This is a genomic window from Archaeoglobus sp., from assembly GCF_017656475.1.
Classification (GTDB): Archaea; Halobacteriota; Archaeoglobi; order Archaeoglobales; family Archaeoglobaceae; genus Archaeoglobus.
In genome coordinates this window covers 41,414-57,906 of sequence record NZ_JACDNT010000012.1, presented here as the reverse complement: position 1 = coordinate 57,906, position 16,493 = coordinate 41,414, and the positions used below count along the sequence as shown (strand labels likewise).

General features: G+C 49.0%; 28 protein-coding genes. 26 read left to right on the top strand and 2 right to left on the bottom strand.

The window, feature by feature from the left end:
* The first annotated feature begins 154 nt into the window (after positions 1-154).
* The 21 genes from H0Z19_RS12020 to H0Z19_RS05255 all read left to right on the top strand — a co-directional run bounded on the left by H0Z19_RS12020 (position 155) and on the right by H0Z19_RS05255 (position 12,709).
* Positions 155-313 carry an AbrB/MazE/SpoVT family DNA-binding domain-containing protein gene (locus H0Z19_RS12020; RefSeq protein ID WP_365892412.1) on the top strand — a complete coding sequence of 53 codons (159 nt, stop codon included), beginning with the start codon at positions 155-157 and terminating at the stop codon, positions 311-313.
* A 67-nt stretch (positions 314-380) separates the two neighbouring features.
* On the top strand, positions 381-794 hold the full coding sequence (locus tag H0Z19_RS05350; RefSeq protein ID WP_290724547.1) for a hypothetical protein: 414 nt from the start codon (positions 381-383) through the stop codon (positions 792-794).
* Complete coding sequence (locus H0Z19_RS05345; protein WP_290724545.1) at positions 794-1,000, top strand: hypothetical protein; 207 nt, start codon at positions 794-796, stop codon at positions 998-1,000. Before H0Z19_RS05350 ends, H0Z19_RS05345 begins: the two co-directional genes overlap by 1 nt.
* Positions 1,001-1,208: 208 nt before the next feature.
* Positions 1,209-1,520, top strand: a complete 312-nt coding sequence (locus H0Z19_RS05340; RefSeq protein WP_290724544.1) for a hypothetical protein — start codon at positions 1,209-1,211, stop codon at positions 1,518-1,520.
* A 53-nt stretch (positions 1,521-1,573) separates the two neighbouring features.
* On the top strand, positions 1,574-1,873 hold the full coding sequence (locus tag H0Z19_RS05335; protein WP_290724541.1) for a hypothetical protein: 300 nt from the start codon (positions 1,574-1,576) through the stop codon (positions 1,871-1,873).
* Positions 1,866-2,309, top strand: a complete 444-nt coding sequence (locus H0Z19_RS05330; protein WP_290724539.1) for a hypothetical protein — start codon at positions 1,866-1,868, stop codon at positions 2,307-2,309. Before H0Z19_RS05335 ends, H0Z19_RS05330 begins: the two co-directional genes overlap by 8 nt.
* Complete coding sequence (locus H0Z19_RS05325) at positions 2,309-3,058, top strand: hypothetical protein (protein WP_290724537.1); 750 nt, start codon at positions 2,309-2,311, stop codon at positions 3,056-3,058. The genes H0Z19_RS05330 and H0Z19_RS05325 overlap by 1 nt, the downstream gene beginning before the upstream one ends.
* A gap of 9 nt (positions 3,059-3,067) precedes the next feature.
* On the top strand, positions 3,068-3,481 hold the full coding sequence (locus H0Z19_RS05320) for a hypothetical protein (RefSeq protein ID WP_290724535.1): 414 nt from the start codon (positions 3,068-3,070) through the stop codon (positions 3,479-3,481).
* Entirely contained in the window at positions 3,468-4,421 is a 954-nt protein-coding gene (locus H0Z19_RS05315) for a hypothetical protein (protein WP_290724533.1), read from the top strand. The genes H0Z19_RS05320 and H0Z19_RS05315 overlap by 14 nt, the downstream gene beginning before the upstream one ends.
* Before the next feature lie 9 nt (positions 4,422-4,430).
* Entirely contained in the window at positions 4,431-6,788 is a 2,358-nt protein-coding gene (locus H0Z19_RS05310) for a hypothetical protein (protein WP_290724530.1), read from the top strand.
* Positions 6,703-7,032: a hypothetical protein gene (locus H0Z19_RS05305; RefSeq protein WP_290724528.1), complete on the top strand. Its 330-nt coding sequence runs from the start codon at positions 6,703-6,705 to the stop codon at positions 7,030-7,032. Before H0Z19_RS05310 ends, H0Z19_RS05305 begins: the two co-directional genes overlap by 86 nt.
* 403 nt (positions 7,033-7,435) lie before the next feature.
* Positions 7,436-9,238, top strand: coding sequence for a LamG domain-containing protein (locus tag H0Z19_RS05300; RefSeq protein WP_290724526.1), 1,803 nt, complete (start codon positions 7,436-7,438; stop codon positions 9,236-9,238).
* The gene (locus H0Z19_RS05295; RefSeq protein WP_290724524.1) at positions 9,235-9,591 is read left to right on the top strand and encodes a hypothetical protein; all 357 of its coding nucleotides are present in this window, start codon (positions 9,235-9,237) and stop codon (positions 9,589-9,591) included. Before H0Z19_RS05300 ends, H0Z19_RS05295 begins: the two co-directional genes overlap by 4 nt.
* 4 nt (positions 9,592-9,595) lie before the next feature.
* Positions 9,596-9,907 carry a hypothetical protein gene (locus tag H0Z19_RS05290; protein WP_290724522.1) on the top strand — a complete coding sequence of 104 codons (312 nt, stop codon included), beginning with the start codon at positions 9,596-9,598 and terminating at the stop codon, positions 9,905-9,907.
* Positions 9,904-10,077 (top strand): hypothetical protein, encoded by a 174-nt coding sequence (locus H0Z19_RS05285; protein ID WP_290724520.1) that lies wholly within the window; start codon positions 9,904-9,906, stop codon positions 10,075-10,077. Before H0Z19_RS05290 ends, H0Z19_RS05285 begins: the two co-directional genes overlap by 4 nt.
* Positions 10,013-10,276 carry a hypothetical protein gene (locus H0Z19_RS05280; protein ID WP_290724518.1) on the top strand — a complete coding sequence of 88 codons (264 nt, stop codon included), beginning with the start codon at positions 10,013-10,015 and terminating at the stop codon, positions 10,274-10,276. The genes H0Z19_RS05285 and H0Z19_RS05280 overlap by 65 nt, the downstream gene beginning before the upstream one ends.
* Before the next feature lie 60 nt (positions 10,277-10,336).
* The gene (locus H0Z19_RS05275) at positions 10,337-10,678 is read left to right on the top strand and encodes a transposase (protein ID WP_290724516.1); all 342 of its coding nucleotides are present in this window, start codon (positions 10,337-10,339) and stop codon (positions 10,676-10,678) included.
* 93 nt (positions 10,679-10,771) lie between these two features.
* Positions 10,772-10,972: a hypothetical protein gene (locus tag H0Z19_RS05270; protein ID WP_290724515.1), complete on the top strand. Its 201-nt coding sequence runs from the start codon at positions 10,772-10,774 to the stop codon at positions 10,970-10,972.
* Positions 10,965-11,234: a hypothetical protein gene (locus tag H0Z19_RS05265; protein WP_290724513.1), complete on the top strand. Its 270-nt coding sequence runs from the start codon at positions 10,965-10,967 to the stop codon at positions 11,232-11,234. The genes H0Z19_RS05270 and H0Z19_RS05265 overlap by 8 nt, the downstream gene beginning before the upstream one ends.
* 78 nt (positions 11,235-11,312) lie before the next feature.
* Positions 11,313-11,927 (top strand): DUF488 family protein, encoded by a 615-nt coding sequence (locus H0Z19_RS05260; protein ID WP_290724511.1) that lies wholly within the window; start codon positions 11,313-11,315, stop codon positions 11,925-11,927.
* Complete coding sequence (locus H0Z19_RS05255; protein ID WP_290724510.1) at positions 11,924-12,709, top strand: hypothetical protein; 786 nt, start codon at positions 11,924-11,926, stop codon at positions 12,707-12,709. The genes H0Z19_RS05260 and H0Z19_RS05255 overlap by 4 nt, the downstream gene beginning before the upstream one ends.
* A gap of 30 nt (positions 12,710-12,739) precedes the next feature.
* On the opposite strand, the gene H0Z19_RS05250 is transcribed toward H0Z19_RS05255, so the two are convergent.
* Complete coding sequence (locus H0Z19_RS05250) at positions 12,740-13,063, bottom strand: winged helix-turn-helix domain-containing protein (protein WP_290724508.1); 324 nt, start codon at positions 13,061-13,063, stop codon at positions 12,740-12,742.
* 275 nt (positions 13,064-13,338) lie between these two features.
* Between H0Z19_RS05250 and H0Z19_RS05245 the strand changes: the two genes are divergently transcribed.
* The 3 genes from H0Z19_RS05245 to H0Z19_RS05235 all read left to right on the top strand — a co-directional run bounded on the left by H0Z19_RS05245 (position 13,339) and on the right by H0Z19_RS05235 (position 15,225).
* Positions 13,339-14,217: a hypothetical protein gene (locus tag H0Z19_RS05245; RefSeq protein ID WP_290724507.1), complete on the top strand. Its 879-nt coding sequence runs from the start codon at positions 13,339-13,341 to the stop codon at positions 14,215-14,217.
* Between the two features lie 343 nt (positions 14,218-14,560).
* The gene (locus tag H0Z19_RS05240; protein ID WP_290724506.1) at positions 14,561-14,812 is read left to right on the top strand and encodes a hypothetical protein; all 252 of its coding nucleotides are present in this window, start codon (positions 14,561-14,563) and stop codon (positions 14,810-14,812) included.
* Positions 14,803-15,225, top strand: coding sequence for a hypothetical protein (locus H0Z19_RS05235; protein ID WP_290724505.1), 423 nt, complete (start codon positions 14,803-14,805; stop codon positions 15,223-15,225). Before H0Z19_RS05240 ends, H0Z19_RS05235 begins: the two co-directional genes overlap by 10 nt.
* 101 nt (positions 15,226-15,326) lie before the next feature.
* Here H0Z19_RS05235 and H0Z19_RS05230 read toward each other — a convergent pair whose 3' ends face one another.
* Positions 15,327-15,848, bottom strand: coding sequence for a hypothetical protein (locus H0Z19_RS05230; RefSeq protein WP_290724503.1), 522 nt, complete (start codon positions 15,846-15,848; stop codon positions 15,327-15,329).
* Positions 15,849-15,969: 121 nt separating this feature from the next.
* On the opposite strand from H0Z19_RS05230, the gene H0Z19_RS05225 reads away from it, so the two are divergent.
* Positions 15,970-16,284 (top strand): hypothetical protein, encoded by a 315-nt coding sequence (locus tag H0Z19_RS05225; RefSeq protein ID WP_290724500.1) that lies wholly within the window; start codon positions 15,970-15,972, stop codon positions 16,282-16,284.
* Positions 16,281-16,490, top strand: a complete 210-nt coding sequence (locus H0Z19_RS05220; RefSeq protein WP_290724498.1) for a hypothetical protein — start codon at positions 16,281-16,283, stop codon at positions 16,488-16,490. Before H0Z19_RS05225 ends, H0Z19_RS05220 begins: the two co-directional genes overlap by 4 nt.
* Positions 16,491-16,493: the final 3 nt, after the last annotated feature.

Genomic DNA, 16,493 nt, shown 5'->3' with positions numbered 1-16,493 from the left:
TAAAATTCGACGCCGTGCTGAAAGTTATGAGAGGGATTAGAACTCGAAATAAGAGGGCCCGGACCGTGCATAAAGTCATGAGTTGGGTGCACGGCTTAAATTTTTCGGGGACAAACTTCTAAGGTACTTATACTCGTTAGAACAAAAGTAAAACATGAGTGCTAACAAATTAAAAGTAAAGTTGAAACGGACCGGAAACAGTCTAAGCGTAACTATACCGAGCGCGGTTTTGAAGCTCTTAGGATGGAGTGAAGGAGACTATTTGGAGATAGATGTGGACACGAGGGCAGGATTAATCATCATCAAAGAATAGGGGACAAAGTTACATATTTTATATACTCCTTTTATCACATTATTTATTGAAACGGGGCGGGGATAGCATGCAGCAGCCTGCAAAAACCTCGTTCATCATCATTTTGACATTTAGTGTGGCATTTGCTTTTGGATTTGTCCTTGGCGTGATGGCAGTGGTGGATATGGCCAAAGAGCAGAGCAAAACCATCCGTGAGCTTAATACAGAAATGGAGTGGTTTAAAGAGGCCCAGTTTTTCAGAAAGGCCTACTGGGAGTGCCAAGATCGCCTGTGGATCGAATCCGAGTGCTTGAATGGAACATTGAAGAGCTACATCGAGGAACTCAAAGACTTCAACGATGAATGCCTGGAGGTGAACACACTGCTGCTCTTTTACGCATACAACAATACGGTAAACAAAACTCTGCTCTACCAGCTCGACCCTGACGATCCTGCAGAGGATGAGAAGCTCCTTGAGAAGTGGGGTTTTGAGGTGAGATAATGCCACCGGGTGGGTATTGGAAAGGCGTCTGGAAGTGTGTGAGATGCGGGAAAAAACTTGACAGGCAGGTTAAGATCTGCGATGATTGCGTGAGGGAAATATATGAAATTGAGGTACAGCAGAGCAGCATTAGTCATGTTGCTAAGAAGTATGGGTTGACCAGACAAACCTTGTACAACAGACGAAAGCAGGTTTTTAATATTTGAAAAATTTGATTTTTTGAGATGAACCGCTTTTTCCCTTCCTTGTTCTGCCGATTCCTCTGAATCTTTCTTAATTTAGCCCAGTTATAACTATCTACTTTGTCAATCTTTACAGTTTTGATTTTATATAACCTATTCCAAAAATTACAAAAAATACGGAGGTGGTGTTGGGGTGCTTGAAGTATTTGTCGTGTGCCTGCTTGCGGCCGCGGTGTATGCCGTCAGAAGGGAAGAGTTTAAGAGAGACGAGAGAGCCTTTTCTGCGAACCAGATCGTTGGCTTCATGACAGTAATTGGAGCCATCATTGGTGCCCTGATCCTCCTGAAGTTCGGTACGGGCATCTACTACACTGTGGGTGACACCCTGCCAACGCCAAGCGATCCCAATGCGAGTGAAGTGATGCAGAATGTGGACAACACTGCAAAGACTGTCTTCACAACCGCTCCACTGGCTCCCTACGCCTGGGTGATCGGTATCATAATGACCGCATTGTTCGGAGCGTTCCTGATATTCAGGGATTGACGGGAGGACCAGAAACACCTCTTCCTATTTTTGAGGGTCTTTGAGGGTCGAAAATGCTTGTTGAGCTATTCATACTGCACTACGGAATAGCCATAACACTGCTGATCCTCAGCTGGCTAAGAGTTAGTGAGACGAGTGCAGTATTTGCAGTGATAAGCATGATTCTGTTCCTTCTCTTGGCGAGAAATGCGGGTGTGATTGAGGTTCTGGACTCTTCCGGAACTGTTCAGAGCTTCTCCGACATAACGACCATGTATGTGTCTGTAGCCCTCGCAGTTCTGCAGCTTGTGAGGTTTGTTGTTTGTGCTACTTCCGCTCCCATAAGGGTTGCCAGGGGTGAGGCACATGGATGAGGAGGAGCTGAGGGAAAAGGCCGTTTCGGCAGCGGTTAGAATGTCCGCGATAGATGATAGCGACGAACTTAATCTTAAGTACATCCTTGAGAATGAGGATATCCCACCATGGATAAAGGACGTGTTTGTATTCGCGAAAGTACATCAGCTTACCTACTACGATGACAGGGATATTGAGCGGCTTTTACATCGCTTTGATCAAAGAGTTCTTGCATATCTTGCTACGAGAGGTTGGAGTCCGACGGATTATACATTTGTGGATGACTACAAGGTGGAAATTGCGAGGGACCTCTTCCACGCACTTGTTAAGAGATCGCTGAAAGGCTTCGAGAGAGAAATGGAGACGAGGCAGAGCAGGGAGATCAGCATAATGACTGGTGGCAAGGGAGGAAGTCTCAGGGCAAGGCTCGGAGGCCTGTTCGGAGGGGGATGGTAATGAACGTCCAGGAGTTGATCAACCTCTTCCAGATCAGCATGATGCTCAACGTCTTCCTTGTGTTTTTCATGCTCTTCATTCTAGCGATGGCGAAGCCTGTCCTGCCCTATGTTAAGGGCAAGATAACTCGCAGACCTGTGGTTGCCGTCTGGCACAAGGACGACGAGGTTAGGTTTGAGGTTGCAAGAGAGGAGGATGAGACCTACAACACAAAGCGTTACAGCTGGCTCGTTCAGCCAGGGAGCGTTGGGAAGCTTGGAGGTGTTAGATTCGCTATTGGGCTCCCTGAGGTGGCTTATCTCATACCACCGAGACTGAGCAAAACAGCGTCGCTGCTATCTAAGCTTGGCATAAGGAAGGTTGTGGAGGTAGATGAGGCTGAAAGGAGCCTTAGGGTGCTCAACGCTGATGCTGGCGAACTTGTTAAAATGGCAGAAGACGATGAGAGTATTATACAGACCTTAAGGAGCTTCGTCAATCCGAGGGCGCTTGTTGAGTATGTTGTACAGGGGATTTCTGCAAGAGAGTTTAGAGTTAGGATTGAATCTGCCAAGCTGGACGTGAAGATGGAGAAGTTAAGGCAGATGGATGTGCTCAAGGCTGCGGTTGCCATTGCCATGATACTCGCCGTTCTGTTCACGGGCTACCTCTTAATCTCCCACGGGACTGTTAACAATGCGGTTCAGGCAGTTCAGAATGTGGGCAAGGCGGTTGACACCGTGACTAATCCACCAATTGGGATGAAGTGAGGTGATGGTGTGGACGTCCTGAAGGAAAAGCTCGGAGTTCAAATTTTTCTCAACTTTGATTTCAGGGGCTTCGACCTCGTGGACAAGGTGAGCCAGTTCATCCAGAATGTGGCGGACATGCTCAGCGATGTGATCACTCTCCTGCACGAGTACGGGAAGTACGACGCTTACAGGGACGAGTTGGAGAGGCTTGAAAACACGCTTTACGATGCGATGGAGCACCTGGTTAAAGCCAGCGTTTCTGGTAAAGCTTCGGACCTCAGCAACGCCTGGCTGCTGTCGCATCAGGTGCTCAGGGACCTAAAGAAGATTATGGCAAAGGAGAACCTCGTCAAGGTTGACTACGAGCTGGTGAAGCTGGACGAGTGGGTAGGCTCCTTCGTTAGGTCAAAGCTCGGAGGTGGCAAGGTTGGGGCGCATTAAAACTGAGTACGCCAACCCACTCCTTGCCGACCTGTACGATCACAGTTTAGAGGGTAAAACAGCGGTGGTTGTTGGGCCTATGGGCAGCAGGAAGACGACCTTTATGCTCCTCTCTGCTGCGGCGATGGCAGATAATGACTATGTGATGTTCAGAGACCACCCAGACGATCCACAGTTCAAGAACTACCCCGGTGAGGTGGTGCTGTACCACCACGAGGAGGACGAGCTCAGTGTGGAGAAGGTAACGGAGAGCGGTGTGGAGGATCTCGATGTTAAGACAAAGACCTACTACGACGCCGAAGAGCTTGTCAGATCGCTGAAGAGAGGTAGACTTAACGTCATATGGGAGCCCACCCAGTTCGAACCCTCCGTGGAGTTCATAAGGGGTGTAGAGATAGAGGCAAACAAGAGCTTCGACAAGTACCTGAAGAACATTGCCTGGGATCCAAGCTGGTTCTGGTTCGAGGTCGCATGGGTTTTGCTCCACAGAGACAACATCAAGCCCTACACGCTGATGTGGGACGAGGCTGGAGACATCCTGCAGCACATGCCTCCCGGGCTTAGGTGGCACGTGCAGGGCTGGTTCTGCAAGAGGGTTATGAAGCTTAGAAGTGGGAAGGTGAGCCTCTTCATGGCCGCCCACAACGCCAACGTGTTCCTTGACCATCGCATCAAGCCCCTGGTCATGTACTACATCTACATGGCTGGTGCAGACCCTGTATCAAACAGCACAATAAAGAGCGGGGTTATCAAACGCCTCAAGGTGGGGCAGGCTGCGATTGAGTCGGTCAGGCCAGTCATGCTCAGAGACAAGGCTGTTCTCTTCAGCGTGTTTGAGGTCGGAGAGCTGGACTATGTCGATTACAAGGTCAATCTGAGGCTTAAGAACATAGTAGGACGAGAGAGGATTCCAGAAGAGATGGTTGAGGAGTTTGTATGAGGTGTTGTAATGGCCCTTTCAGCTTCGGGTAATAGAGGAAGATACGGAGTTGAACAAAAAACTGAGTCAAGCTCATCCCAAGCCAAACCAACAAGGGCAGAGATAAAGGAGGCAAGACCTTCTCAACCATCCACACCATCAACTCCACAGGCTAAGCCTACACGGGCTGAAATTCCTGAAGCCAGACCAAGCTCAAGCAGCTCATCTTCGAGTAGATCATCAAGCAGCTCCTCAAGCAGACGCCACAGGAGTCATAAATCAACACCACAGGCTAAGCCAACCAGAGCTGAGATTCCTGAGGCGAGACCTTCTGAACCAGTTGTGAGCAAGGAGGAGCAAGCGAACCAGGAATTCAGACAGCTCATCGCACAGGGCAAGTCTCCAGAAGAGGCTGCAAGCGTAATCGAGCAGAAGTATGGTGGAAAAGTAACCTTGCAGGAATATAGATTTGAACAGGAAGAGCTTGTCAAACCACCGAGAGCAACCGAAGAGGAATGGAAGAGAATTGAGGAATTTCGCAAAGGTAAGATGCCTTTCGGCGCTGAAGATACGATTAAAGAGCTTGAAAAGCATGGAGTTGAACTCTCTCCTTTGGAGGAGCAGGCGATAAGGCTGGAAGAATGGAGCTTTCAGCAGAGAGTGAGGGGTGAGAAGGCCGTTGACAAAACCAAGCCATGGTCCGTTGAGAGAGGAAAGGCCGCAGTCGAGCAGCTGGGTTTGGGTTTGGCCTCAGGGGCTGCAGGGATGGGTCTCGGACTTGCAATCGCCGGGCAGAAGATAATACAAAATCCGATTGAGGGTGGGAAGGAGGTTGCTGAAGGCACCATTGATTGGTTCAAGGGGCTGACACCTCGCATGCGTAAGGCCGTACATGGAAGCCCCTTCATCGCAGGTCAGATTGTAGGAGAGTTCGCCATTGCAGAAGTTGCCGGCAGAGCTACAGCAAAGGGTGCAGGACTGGCAAAGGCAGGAGCGTTGAAGCTTGCAGAGCCTGCCGGTGTCGCATTCAGAAGGGTAGCTGAAAAAAGCAAGATTGCCGTAGAGGTAGGGAAGCTGAAGGTTCAGGACGTGAAGTGGAGGGTTACGGAGCCACTATATCAGAAGGGAATTCTCAGGCCTAAACTGGAGCTTGTCGAGGAGAAACCACTATCACAGGTGTTGCTTGAGGCTGCTAAGACGTACAAGAATATTGAGCTTGGAGTAAGCAATCTCAAGGGAGATATCAGACCTTTATCAAGAAGCGACATAGGGTTGATTGAGGCCAAATTTGCTGATGAGAAGCTGAAAAAACTTACACCCAAACAGCTTGCAGAACTAAAGAAGTTAGCTGAAGATCTCGGTTGGGCTGAGGAGATTAGGCTTGAGAGGCAGGAATGGCTGAAAAATACACAGATTATAGACCTCTCAGAGTCAGGGGAGCTTGCAAAGATTGAAACACAGTATAGAGGTAAGAGGAGCTTCAGGGTTGAAAGCGAGGTTGAGGCTGAGAAGCTACCGGAGAAGCTCTGGGAGAAGTTTGAGAAAGAGGGACTGGAGTTCAAGGAGATAGGCAAGATTGACCTCAGGAGGACAGAGATTAAGAAAATGGGAGAGAAGGGAGATCTCAGCAGAGAGCTAAGGAAGAGGTGGGAGCAGAGAGAGAAGGAGTTCGCCAAGCTGGAGAAAGAGGGCAAGACAAGGATTACAAAGGGCAGGCAGAGTCAGATTCAGATCCTCAAGGAAGAGGTAAAGGAAGAGGTAAAAACGGAGAAGATCAGGCAAAAAGAGAAGCTGAGAGAGGAACTCAAGGACTTGAAGAAGCTCAGGGAGGAAATAAAGCTTGCAAACAAGTTTGATGTAGGGAGCAAGGTTCCTGTTTTCTTCGACACTAAATCGGTTTTCTCGAGTTTGGAGCATGTATCCAAGAGGGTGTTCTTCAAGCAGCTGAATAAGCTCGAGATGGGAATCGGTCAGGGGATCGGACAGGAATTCAAGCTAGACACAGGGGAGCTGGAGAAGGTGGCCGAGGGGCTTAAGATAAAAATTAGCACGATAGGGCAGATCGCAAGACTCGGCGAAGGGCAGAAATTTGCACTGAATGAAGCTCAGAAACTCAGGCAACTCACGAAGCAGGAGCCTAAGGAGCTTATAGAGATTCCAAAAATGGAATTGAGGCCAAAATTCAACATCGGCAGGGAGGAGAAAAAAAGTAGGCGCAGCAAGAAGTCGGGGAGGCACAGAATTAAGGTCAAGAATCCTGTCTTGCGGTTTGAGGATATTCTGGCCGTGGAGGGGAAGAAGTATGTTAGAAAGATTAAGGGTAGGATTGGAGGGAAGAGCAGTAGAGGTAAGAAAAGAAGTGGGAGGACCAGCAAGAAAAAGAAGTGAATCAGGGATTGTCTTCACGCTCATGGTGCTGTTCCTGTTCTTCGTGGCATTCGGAATAATGTTCCTGCTTGTCTATCCTGTCTTCACCCAAGTTGGGACAGTGAGCGAGCAGATGGGCACACCGCAGGAGGCGATTGATGCTGTGGACAGGGGCTTTAACTTTATTCCAATGGCGCTTGTGCTTGGTGTGTCATTTGCGGGGTTTATAGCGGCTCTGGCATATGAGGTCTGGTGGAAAGGTTAGGGTAGTACTGATCTCGCTGCTTTTGCTGCTCATCGCAACAGCAACGGTGCAGGCAGCCATCCCCACGCCCCCTCTCGCTGACGATCCTTCGTTAGTGCTCAGGTTCAGCTTTGAGGATGGAAATGAGGGTGGAGGCTATTTGCACTTCAGCTGGGAGAGTGATATGGAGGGCTGGAGTGCATCAACGTACTACGGCACAACACCAGAGCGGTCAACGGATTGGGCCTCCGACGGGTCGTACTCAATTAAAATAACAGGTCACTACGACACAGGCACGAACTATGACAGATGGGGCAAGATCTCAAGGAGCATAAACCGCTACGTCGACAAAATGACATTAGACATTAAAATAACATCGTGCAGCAGCGCTCACCCCGCACGGGTGAAGATAAACGGCAATGTGGTGTGGTCGAGCTCAGAGGTGGGGGAGCACTCAGTTGAGATAACGGTCAATGATAGTGTGGACACAGTTGAAATCGGAACATGGACACTGTACGAGGATGATGATTACAGCTGTACGTTTTATGTGGATAATGTCAAGTTCGTGGATGTGGTTGAAGACGACAGCGGAAACGGCAACGACGGCACTATTTACGGTGCAACGAGCGTGGAGGGCAGGTATGGCTATGGGTTGAGCTTTGATGGGGAAGACGATTATGTCAATGCAGCAGTAAATCTCACTGCAATCGACTACGAGAATAAGAGCCTAACAATCGCCGGATGGGTTTATATTGAAGATACAACGCAATGGGCTGGTTTATTCGGAATTCCGTACGTTTGGGAATGGAGTTTCGGCGTATCTCAGGCAGGAGACGATTTATATATCGCGGTTAGGTCGCCAGTTTCCACGATACGGATTCCGGGAGTTTTCACCAAACCGGGCTGGTATTTTATCGTTGGTGTTTGGCACGAAGATACGAAAACGGTCGATGCTTATGTAAATGGCGAGCTTGTAACAACATGGAAACCGGACGGTGAACCGACAATTAAGAGAGAAGCGTTCGTTATTGGGCGCTGGGGCGACAGAAACGATGGATCAAGGCATTTAAAAGGAATAGTTGATGAGGTTCGCTTTTATACAAGAGATTTAACCGCTACTGAACAAAAGTCTATGTACGAAGCACTCCGCGTGAAATTCTACGACGAAAGCGGCGAGAAAATCGCCGCCAACGCTACGGTTTTCAATGCCAACTACTCGATTGATTTAACCACGGACGAGGTGACGAAGGAGGCGGTACTGTTCAATGCTGATTTGCCCGCGCCTGGAAACTACTGGGTAAAAACAGACGGTAGCGTATACAGACAGATTCTCGTGAGTCTGGGTAACGGTCTGGTTGAGAGAAGCATGTGGCTTCCAAGCGAAAATGTGGTTCAGGTTGTGTTTAGCCTCGTTGACTACACCGGACAGTTCGGCAACGCCATCCTGGTGCTGAAGAAGCTCATGGGCAGCAACCTCGAGACGATTCACGAGGATGAGTTTGATGCTTTTGGAGATGTGAGCACGTACCTCACTGCGGGCCAGAGGTATCAGATATGCGTGAGAAACGATCAGGAGGAGAGGATCATAGGCTGGTTTGTACCATCAATGAGTGAGACAAAGATCCTAGAGATAAGGAACCCAACGATTGAGCAACCTATGTGGGTTGACGTGAACTGGGCCTTCTCCTTCAACAGGTCTGTTGGGGCAGACAACACCACTACGGACTCAGTGGGGTTGATCTACACCGATAAGCTTGGACAGACCACGCTTGTCAGGTTCTGGGTTTACGACATGAAGGGCAATCAGCTCTACTACTCTGAGTCCACTGAGAGCAACGCATCATTCGTTTACGCCACAACAGACGTAAAAGAGGCCTATAAGGCAGTTTTTGAGGCCGAACACGCAAAGTACGGGACCATCAGCGACTTCAAGGTGTTCCGTCCCGGGGCTGCACTGTCAACCCAGCTGTTTGACCAGATAGTGACATCCTTCATGCCCGTCATTGCCTCCAAGAACCTCGACCTTGCATACAACCTCATGAGCTGCTTTGTGTTGCTGGCGGTTGGAGGGCTTTTCAGCTACAAGAACAGGACCGTTGGGGTTGCCGTTTTTGCAGGGATGGCCATGCTGCTCTACTGGTTCGGACTGCTGAGGATCCCCTCAATTATCGTCGCCACAATAGTGGTCTACGCGGCCCTGGTGAGGATTGGAGGTGGTGGAAGGTGAGAGCTTATTACATCGCCTCTTTCTTCCTAATATTCAACATAATGCTGACTCTCGTGAGTTCGTTTGGATTTGGTAGTATTACGGGCGACGAGAAAGTCATGGGCCTGCTGCAAAACGAGAGCAGTGTCCAGGCCGATTACAGTCCATCTTTATTCCCATTCGGCGATTGGATCTCGGCCTTGACGAAGTTTACCACCGTGTTTGGGTACGTGTTTGTCAATGGGGTTCTGGTGATGAACACGCTGAACATCATAGGCGTTCCCACACCGATAAAGGAGATCTTCACCGCAATCTGCTACATCAGCTACATTGCCGCCATATTGGCTTTCCTGGGTAGGAATCCCGAGGGGTGATAACATGCCCTGGCAGCCCTTGCTCAATCTCACTAAAGCCCAGGATGCTCTCCAGCAGGGGGATCTGATAGCGGCATCCTACTACGTGTGGAACACCATCTTCCAGGGCTTCTTCCTCCTGGTGCTGTTCGTCATAATCGAGTTTTTGCTGTACATAAAGACGGAGGGAGAGGAATTGCCGATGGTCTTCGCCCTTGTGTTTGCCTCCGCCTGCTATGTGCTGCTGCCCTGGGACGTAAGCAGGGTTGTGATAGTGTTTGCAGCTCTGGTGCTGACGTTCGGCTTCATGAAGGTGATAGTGGGGCGTCCGCAATGATGAGGGTGGAGCTGCCGCCGTTCAGCTTCAAGGTTCACCCTGAATTTTTTGGGTTATTCTTTGCCATGTGTGAGGAGTTGTTAAGGTCTTACGGGGGTGATGGTTTTGGGAAGGAGAAAAAACGTGTATTTGGGCAAGAGGGTGAAGGACAGGGGGAAGAAGGGGCTTGATGAGGTCGTTGAGGTTGAGGACATAGTTGAGGCTATTCTTTCCGACCGCAAGAGTGGGAGGATCAGCAGGAGAAGGGCTGCGAGCAGGATGAACCTGATGAAACTCGTGGTCATGAGGGACAGGGACTTCAAGGGGAAGAAGAGGGAGAGGGCAATTAAGGTCGTAGATGAGGGAATCAAGAAGTTGAAGAAGATGTAGGGACAATCACAAATTCTATTTTTTGGACAGGTCAGATTGCGTCTGAGGGGGTGCTGGTGCATGGCTGAGAGTGAGTTCGAGGTCATCCTCCAGGCGTGTGAGATGGTTCTCGGTGGGTCGGGTCATCACCAGGAGAAGAGGGGGAGACGTCCCTACCCACGCACCCTGCTCGTGGCCGTGGTGTACTTGACCCTCAAGGAAGGGTGGAGCCTGAGGCAGGCGGAGAGGTGGTGCCAGGAGAACCTCGAACTGCTGAGGCAGCATGGCTGGACCTACAGGAACCCGCCCAGAAAATCGACGCTCCACAACGTGATGAGGGAGCTGGACATTGCGACGCTGCAGAGGATCTCGGCCGTGGTGAGGCACCTCAAGGGGGAGGTTCACATCCCTGCTCTTGGGTAGTTTGACTGAAGTAAAACAAATTTCTACGTGTAAAGGATTTTTCACTTGCATCCGGGGGTTCAAAGCTTTATACCCGCGTGGGTAGAGATATTCATGAGCCGGGAGGAGCGGATTGAGAAGATGTATAGGGAGAAGCAGGAACGGATAGCCCGGCACACGGCACTGAAGCTGGCTGTCGAGGTGGTCACGGTCTCGGAACAGTCGAGGCTCAGCAGCCCGGACAAAAACGCTGGCAAGGTTGTGGAGGTGGCTGAGAGGTTCTACGATTGGTTGAGGGGTGAGAGGGATGGTTGAGGAGCTCGAGAGGGAGGACTACAGGCTGAAGGTGATCCTGAGGATGAAAGGCCAGCAAGAGAAGGTCGACGTAGATGCGAAGCTGGTCCCCGTGAGGGAGGCCGTCGGGCGGCTGTACGGGCTGTTCTACATGGACTTCAGGAGCTGCAGGATAGAGATGGGGCAGGACCTGCTGGACGATCTGTTCGAGGAGATAATCTGGTTCGTCACGCCGGAGAGGGTGAAGAAGGCCGTTGCGGAGTGGTACGAGAAGACGTTCTGAGATCGTGTTGTTGAAAAAGCAAATTTAAAAAGAGAAAAATATTTATCCTTGGGGATTCCTTGGGGTAACGGTGAGAACATGTATAGAAGAAAGGTCCAGTACCACAAGGGTACTTTTTACATTGCCCTTCCTAAGGAAGTCGCTGAGACCTGGGACTTAAAAAAAGGAGATGAAGTACTCATGGAATACTCTAAAGGCAAGTTAATAGTGGAGAAAGACCCATTCAAACCTGCTTCCGAGCTTCTTGGAAAGAGGAGTGGAGTTGGTAAAGTATACACCATCGGCTACGAGGGTAAGACGGTTGACGAGTTTATAGACGAGCTCCTCGAGCACAATATCGTGAGGCTGATAGACGTTAGGGAACTACCTCTCAGTAGAAAAAATGGGTTCTCAAAGAGGGCACTGGAAAAAGAGCTTAGACTGGCGGGTATAGAGTACATATCCCTAACATCCCTCGGAGCTCCCAAGGAGTTGCGGCACGATTTGCGATCCAAGTTAATGAGTTTCTCCGAGTTTGCGAGATTGTACCGAAAATATTTGGAGGAGCGTACGGAAGAGCTAAAGAGGTTAGAGTCTTACGTCTCCACGAAAACCAGCGCTCTCATGTGTTTTGAGGCTGATTGGCGCGAGTGTCACAGATCGATAATTGCCGAGTTTCTTGAGAGAGACGGTTTTGAGGTGATACACCTTTGAAAACCGAAAGATTGCTGGTTTTGGCCAAAACGTACCCTGTCGTAAGTAAGAAGTACGAACATCTTGTTTGTATTGCCGGTCTCACCGAGGATAACGAGTGGAGAAGGATATACCCCGTTCCATGGCAGCTATTCTGGAGAGGAAGTCAGCAAAAATTCAAGAAGAAAACATGGATCGAGTACAAACTGGAGGATGATAAACCCTCAGACAGGAGGCCTGAAAGTAGAAAAATAGACTGGAACTCGATAAAAGTTCTCGAGGAGGAAGATTATAGGGAGATTAAGAGACGCCTGGACGAGAAGCTCGTGAACCTCGACGAAACCCAAGAAAAACCCGATAGTGAGGTTTCACTTTGCGTGGTTAAACCGATAATAAAGGATTTCTTCTGGGAAGAGAGTGAATACGGCGCAAAACTCGTAAAAATGTCTAAGCAAATAACTCTTACTGATGGTAAGAGTGCGGTGAAAATAGATCCCATTGACAAGAAATTTAGGTATGTTTTTCATTGCTGTCAGGACTGTCACATAGAGCACAGAATTATGTGCGAGGACTGGGAACTAGGAATGTTGTATTTAAACACCTTGAAAAGGCACGGTCCAGAAGTAGCCTCCTTTAAAGTCAGGGAGAGGTTTTACGAGGATTTACCGAAGAAGAAGCACCTATACTTCGTTCTGGGAACTCACAATCTCTACAATACTTGGCTGATAATTTCAGTCGTCTACCCAAGGAAGTCAGACATTGAAAAGCTCATACAACCGAGTATCGAAGAATTTCTTGCTTAATTTTTCTTTTCTTTACCAGCTCCTATCCCCTCAACCCTTCTCGATAAAATCCTTCCCCCTGGGTGGGGCCTTCCGCATCTCCTCCTCGTAGATCTGCTCCAGCTCTTCCAGCTTTTGGAGGATTTTGAGGCCGAATGGTGTTAATTTATAAATTGGAGCTTTTAGTTCTCTATTGTATTCTACATAAACCAAGAATAACTTTTTCTCAAACTCCTCTAAACGACGCCATACCGTCGATTTATCAAGATCAACTTCTCTAACAAGATCCGTCAATCGTTTGCCATCATCTTTTAGTGCTCTGAGGATTTTAATTGCACCTGATTTTGCTAAACCTTTTACCAATTCTTCAACCATACTTCATCTTTGAAACCAATAATAAAGATTTGATTGTCAAAATTGAATAAAAGTTGCAGAATCACAACCCTTAAATAGGTGTAATTACTGAATAAAGGTTGCAATGGTGCGTAAAGGTTTCGATCGAGTTTGGTCTGACGTACCTGCACAATGGAAGGATCTCATAGAACAGTTAATAGAGAATGAATCGCCAATACTGGGGGCAAAGTCGATCAGTGAGTACATTAGGGCCTTGATTCGTGAAGATCTTACCAATAGGGGACTTTTGAAAGCACATGACAGCAGCTGACGCCTCAACCACCCACCAAGGACCATCATTCGACGACTTAATAGATGCTATCAGGGACATCGAGGAGTGTGCGGAGCTGGACCAGATGGTCGAGCTCGTGAGGGCGCGGGGGATAAGGTTCCCCAAGGCCCTCGTGGATGCCCTGAGGTACTACCTGGGGCGCGGGCTCGAAGACTGCGAACCTTCACAGATAGCGGAGATTCTGGAACTGAACAGGGAGATCTTCGAGCCTGTGTGGCGTTCTGGAAGGTTCTTACCTCCCTTTTCTTTTGATTTCGAAGATGTTTCCTCAAAGATGCAGATGCTGTTTTTGCAGATGCTCTCCGCCGCCGGGATCCAGAGACCCGGGGACTACATCCACCTCTCGCCGGGCAAGAAGGGGGACGGCTTCACTGACACCCTGGTGCTCTTCATCCCCATCACCAAGTACGAGGTCCACATGGTTGCATTGACGGTGAGAAGGAGGAGGTGGTACATACCGCCCTCGAAGGCGCAGGAGAACCTCAACCAGCTCGTGAGGCAGGTTAAGGGTGTGAGGGGCAGGGCGGGGCAGCACAAGAAGAGGGCCGCTAACGAGACCTACGTGCTTATAGGCCGCTACACGAGGGGTGTGAGGGGTGCGTTCAGGCGGAAGGGCTACAGCAGGAGCAAGAGGGCTGCCTTGGTTTTCGACGACAGGAAGAGGTACTGGTTCATCCTGCTCTTGAGGTTTTTGAGGAACCTGTTTTCGAAGCGTCTGAACAGGCAGGAGATGAGTTTGAGAGACAGGGAAGCTTTCGGCATCGTTGCCGAGAGGATGAGGATGCTCAGGTCCCACCTCTCCGTTCTTGACCGCGTTCTCTACGAGGAGAGAGCTTTGGCCTAGCTTGCTCTATCGTCTATTTTCATAAGATTAAGATAATATTATCAACTTATCATAAATTTAATGTGAATGGAACTAAAACCATTACGATTCAAGGCAAAAAATAAATTTTGGCTATTCCAAATTTTATGTGAACCCTATTCTTAATAGGTTTCTTTTAAGTAGATATTCTATTAAAGGAGGGAAAATCCCATTACAGTCTTTCTTTCGGGATTTTCTATACCGCCAAGCTATTACCCCCACCACCTTGCTGACCGCATTCTGGGGGTTCCATTACCCTGCTGACCGATCTTTATGTTGGTAAAAAACCAAAAAAGCTATATATATGTTGGTGTATTAACCAACAATGGAAAGGGAGATAAAGGTCAAGGGGCGAACAGTGCTTTACAGAATTGTTCCCCAAAAAGGTTGGGCCGTGGTGGTGAAGGAGGACAACGTCCTGATCGACAACTATCACCACGGGTATCCCCACATCCACCCAGAGAGGGAGCCGATAAAGACCGATGACGTTTACGAGGTTGTTGAGATCGTGGTAAGGCACATCGAGAGGTATGGGAAAGTAAAGCTGGACAAGCTGAGGGAGGAGCTATGCGGATAAGGTTCGTGAGGAAGGTCAGGGCGGAGGAGCTCGTTAAGGAGTTTGAGAGGAAGTACGGTAGTCTGGAGAGGCTTGAGAGGTATCTGAAGGATCATCCCGATGACTACGTGGCGCTGATGGACTACGAGGACTGGAAGCACCTCCTCGCCAACCCCGATGTGGAGGTGGAGGAGGGGGAGATAGTTGTAACGGACGTTTCATTCCTCACTCCGCAGAAGCTGCAGATCCTTGAGGCGATAAAGAAGTACAAGCCCAAGTCGATAAGGGAGCTGGCGGAGAAGGTCGGAAGGGACGTCAAGAACGTTTATCTGGATGTGAAGGATCTCGAGAGGGTTGGATTGATAGAGCTGCACAACAGTGGGAGGGCGAAGAGGGTGGAGTTGAAGTACAACGAGGTGGTGATAGCTATTTGAGCCGCGAGATTGATGTGGCTGGGAAGTCAGCGCCCCAGCTATTACCTCCGACACTTTGTTGACCGTATTCCGGGGGTTCCATTACCCTGCTGACCGATACATCAAATGAGGAATCCGATAAGAATACCTACAACTACTCCGACCACCAAAGATATACCTGCAATGATGGGGATATTCTTTGTTTTTTCTTCCACAGGATGGTTGTCTGGGATTTTAGTATTGCTAAATGCCAATTCAAGCAGAGTCTCTTCTGTAAATATCTGGTGGTCGGAATTCAGCTCTTTTTCAAGGTGTTTACCAAACCACCATAGTTTTGCCAACCCCTCTTTGGACCAAAACCATCTTGTCAGGTAAAGAAACAAATTATAGTAGCTCTTAACAATGTCTTTGATATCCTCCGCTGAAAGCTCCTCTACCCTCTTCTGACCATATTTTCTAAATACCTCTTCCCTCCACATCTCGAACATATCGATAATCCTGTAAGACCTGTCTCTTCGTCTGAATGTGACAGTATCGACCCTGTATGTGGTCGAGGATGGCCCAAAGGTCAAGGTGCTGGAAATCTCGTTTATGAAGGGATTTATTGATTTTGTAATCAGATCAAAGACGGTTTCATAAGGCATACTATCTCCTCGCCGACTTTTGGTAAAATATTTTATCGAAGTATTTTAATTTTTAGTTTCAATTTTGAATAGTGGTTGCAAAACCGCAACCATTAAATAAGATGAGTTGCAAAAACAAATAATGTTAGTAAAACTGAAACCAATAGGGAGGTTTGAAACCATGACCCCAAAACTGGAACGGAATGAGGAACTGACCCTGAACCTCGGCCGCACCTGGAACGGCCTCGAACTGCTTCGCATCCGCCGCTACAAACGCAAGCAGGGCTGCAGGGTGGACTTTCTGGAGCGCCGCTGGAATGGCGGCTGGAGGACAATCTGGACCTGGCACCGCCTGACAGCCGAGGACGTCCTGAGGCACCTGGAGCACGAGGCGGGTCTTCTCCTAAGTGAGGACAACATCAGGCGGCTTGAGAGCTTTTTTGGAGGTGTGGTGTGATGGAGGAGGTTGTTGTGTCTGGTTTAAGCGAACAAAAGAGGCCAGAGCCAAAGATCTGCCCGCTCAGAGCCCTCGCCTACACAATAGCCGGCGTTCCAGCCAAGGTGCAAGAACCCGTCTGCATCGGACCAAGATGTGCCTGGTACATCCCTGTGGGAGGGCTTGGGCGATTGTGTGGTAAAGAGGTTTGTTTGGCCATGAGGTGATGC

What these genes read in the sequence shown, in the direction of transcription:
- H0Z19_RS12020 (WP_365892412.1), top strand. Translation starts at nt 155, where the DNA reads ATGAGTGCTAACAAATTAAAAGTAAAGTTGAAACGGACCGGAAACAGT.
- H0Z19_RS05350 (WP_290724547.1), top strand. Translation starts at nt 381, where the DNA reads ATGCAGCAGCCTGCAAAAACCTCGTTCATCATCATTTTGACATTTAGT.
- H0Z19_RS05345 (WP_290724545.1), top strand. Translation starts at nt 794, where the DNA reads ATGCCACCGGGTGGGTATTGGAAAGGCGTCTGGAAGTGTGTGAGATGC.
- H0Z19_RS05335 (WP_290724541.1), top strand. Translation starts at nt 1,574, where the DNA reads ATGCTTGTTGAGCTATTCATACTGCACTACGGAATAGCCATAACACTG.
- H0Z19_RS05330 (WP_290724539.1), top strand. Translation starts at nt 1,866, where the DNA reads ATGGATGAGGAGGAGCTGAGGGAAAAGGCCGTTTCGGCAGCGGTTAGA.
- H0Z19_RS05325 (WP_290724537.1), top strand. Translation starts at nt 2,309, where the DNA reads ATGAACGTCCAGGAGTTGATCAACCTCTTCCAGATCAGCATGATGCTC.
- H0Z19_RS05310 (WP_290724530.1), top strand. Translation starts at nt 4,431, where the DNA reads ATGGCCCTTTCAGCTTCGGGTAATAGAGGAAGATACGGAGTTGAACAA.
- H0Z19_RS05305 (WP_290724528.1), top strand. Translation starts at nt 6,703, where the DNA reads ATGTTAGAAAGATTAAGGGTAGGATTGGAGGGAAGAGCAGTAGAGGTA.
- H0Z19_RS05290 (WP_290724522.1), top strand. Translation starts at nt 9,596, where the DNA reads ATGCCCTGGCAGCCCTTGCTCAATCTCACTAAAGCCCAGGATGCTCTC.
- H0Z19_RS05285 (WP_290724520.1), top strand. Translation starts at nt 9,904, where the DNA reads ATGATGAGGGTGGAGCTGCCGCCGTTCAGCTTCAAGGTTCACCCTGAA.
- H0Z19_RS05275 (WP_290724516.1), top strand. Translation starts at nt 10,337, where the DNA reads ATGGCTGAGAGTGAGTTCGAGGTCATCCTCCAGGCGTGTGAGATGGTT.
- H0Z19_RS05270 (WP_290724515.1), top strand. Translation starts at nt 10,772, where the DNA reads ATGAGCCGGGAGGAGCGGATTGAGAAGATGTATAGGGAGAAGCAGGAA.
- H0Z19_RS05265 (WP_290724513.1), top strand. Translation starts at nt 10,965, where the DNA reads ATGGTTGAGGAGCTCGAGAGGGAGGACTACAGGCTGAAGGTGATCCTG.
- H0Z19_RS05260 (WP_290724511.1), top strand. Translation starts at nt 11,313, where the DNA reads ATGTATAGAAGAAAGGTCCAGTACCACAAGGGTACTTTTTACATTGCC.
- H0Z19_RS05250 (WP_290724508.1), bottom strand. Translation starts at nt 13,063, where the DNA reads ATGGTTGAAGAATTGGTAAAAGGTTTAGCAAAATCAGGTGCAATTAAA.
- H0Z19_RS05245 (WP_290724507.1), top strand. Translation starts at nt 13,339, where the DNA reads ATGACAGCAGCTGACGCCTCAACCACCCACCAAGGACCATCATTCGAC.
- H0Z19_RS05240 (WP_290724506.1), top strand. Translation starts at nt 14,561, where the DNA reads ATGGAAAGGGAGATAAAGGTCAAGGGGCGAACAGTGCTTTACAGAATT.
- H0Z19_RS05235 (WP_290724505.1), top strand. Translation starts at nt 14,803, where the DNA reads ATGCGGATAAGGTTCGTGAGGAAGGTCAGGGCGGAGGAGCTCGTTAAG.
- H0Z19_RS05230 (WP_290724503.1), bottom strand. Translation starts at nt 15,848, where the DNA reads ATGCCTTATGAAACCGTCTTTGATCTGATTACAAAATCAATAAATCCC.
- H0Z19_RS05225 (WP_290724500.1), top strand. Translation starts at nt 15,970, where the DNA reads ATGTTAGTAAAACTGAAACCAATAGGGAGGTTTGAAACCATGACCCCA.